The 815-nt window shown below is 65.9% G+C and carries 1 protein-coding gene and 1 pseudogene; one reads left to right on the top strand and one right to left on the bottom strand.

Annotated features, from left to right (window positions below):
* A pseudogene (locus tag FK530_RS24390) lies at positions 1–269 on the bottom strand (formate acetyltransferase); the annotation flags it as partial.
* 327 nt (positions 270–596) lie between these two features.
* Here FK530_RS24390 and FK530_RS24395 point away from each other — a divergent pair.
* A partial coding sequence (locus FK530_RS24395) for a hypothetical protein (protein WP_146489428.1) occupies positions 597–815 on the top strand: 219 nt, incomplete at its 3' end.

Here is an 815-nt window from a genome sequence, read left to right on the forward strand (position 1 = left end):
CCGAAAGCATCGACATCGGCAGGGGTTTTGGTGTCCACGTCGTAGACGCGGCGCTTGCGCTCCTCGGAGAGGTAGTGCTTCTCCAGGTAGTCGAACACCTGCAGGGTCTTCTCCGTGGGGCCGGAGAGGAACGACGCATCACCCTGGTAGGGGGTGTAGTTGCGCTGGATGAAGTCACGGACGTCGATGCCTTCAGTCCAGGGGCCGGTGGTGAATCCGCGCCACGGATCCGCCGTCGCCTCTGCCGGAGCGGTCATCTGGGTGGTCATGATCCCTCTTCTCAGTTGCTCCGGAACTCCGATCGGGGTTCCGGTTGAGGGGGCCCGGTGGCCTCCTCGTCGGTGCCGGGTGGGCATCTGTCATCCATTGTCCGTCGCCGCTGCGGATCCGGCCAGGTTCTGACGAGGGCGGACCTATGGCCTGTGTCTCAATGCCTCTCCGATGGTAAGTGGGTCACAGGAGACGTGGGTCGAAAGTCCCGATCGGACTCCGTCCGGCAGCGGCCGGGGCGGTGTGACGGGGACGTGGGAGGTCCGTGCGTCGGTCGATGTGACGCGCATCGCTGACCTGGTGGTCAGCGCACGTAGGATGCTCGGATGGATGCCTTCCTGCCCGCCCTCGTCCTGTTCCTGGTGTTCGCGGCCTCCGCGGCCCTGGATCCCCGCAAGGTCCGCACCGGTGTCTACCTGCTCGGTGCTGTGACGCTGGCGGCCATGACCTCCCTGGGGTTCCTCATGGAGGGGATCGCCCTGACCGTCGACGGCGATCAGGTGGATGCCTGGATTCTGCTGGGGCTGCTGGTGGTCGTCGCCGTG

This window comes from Tsukamurella conjunctivitidis (genome assembly GCF_007858475.1).
In the GTDB taxonomy this organism is placed as follows: Bacteria; Actinomycetota; Actinomycetes; order Mycobacteriales; family Mycobacteriaceae; genus Tsukamurella; species Tsukamurella conjunctivitidis.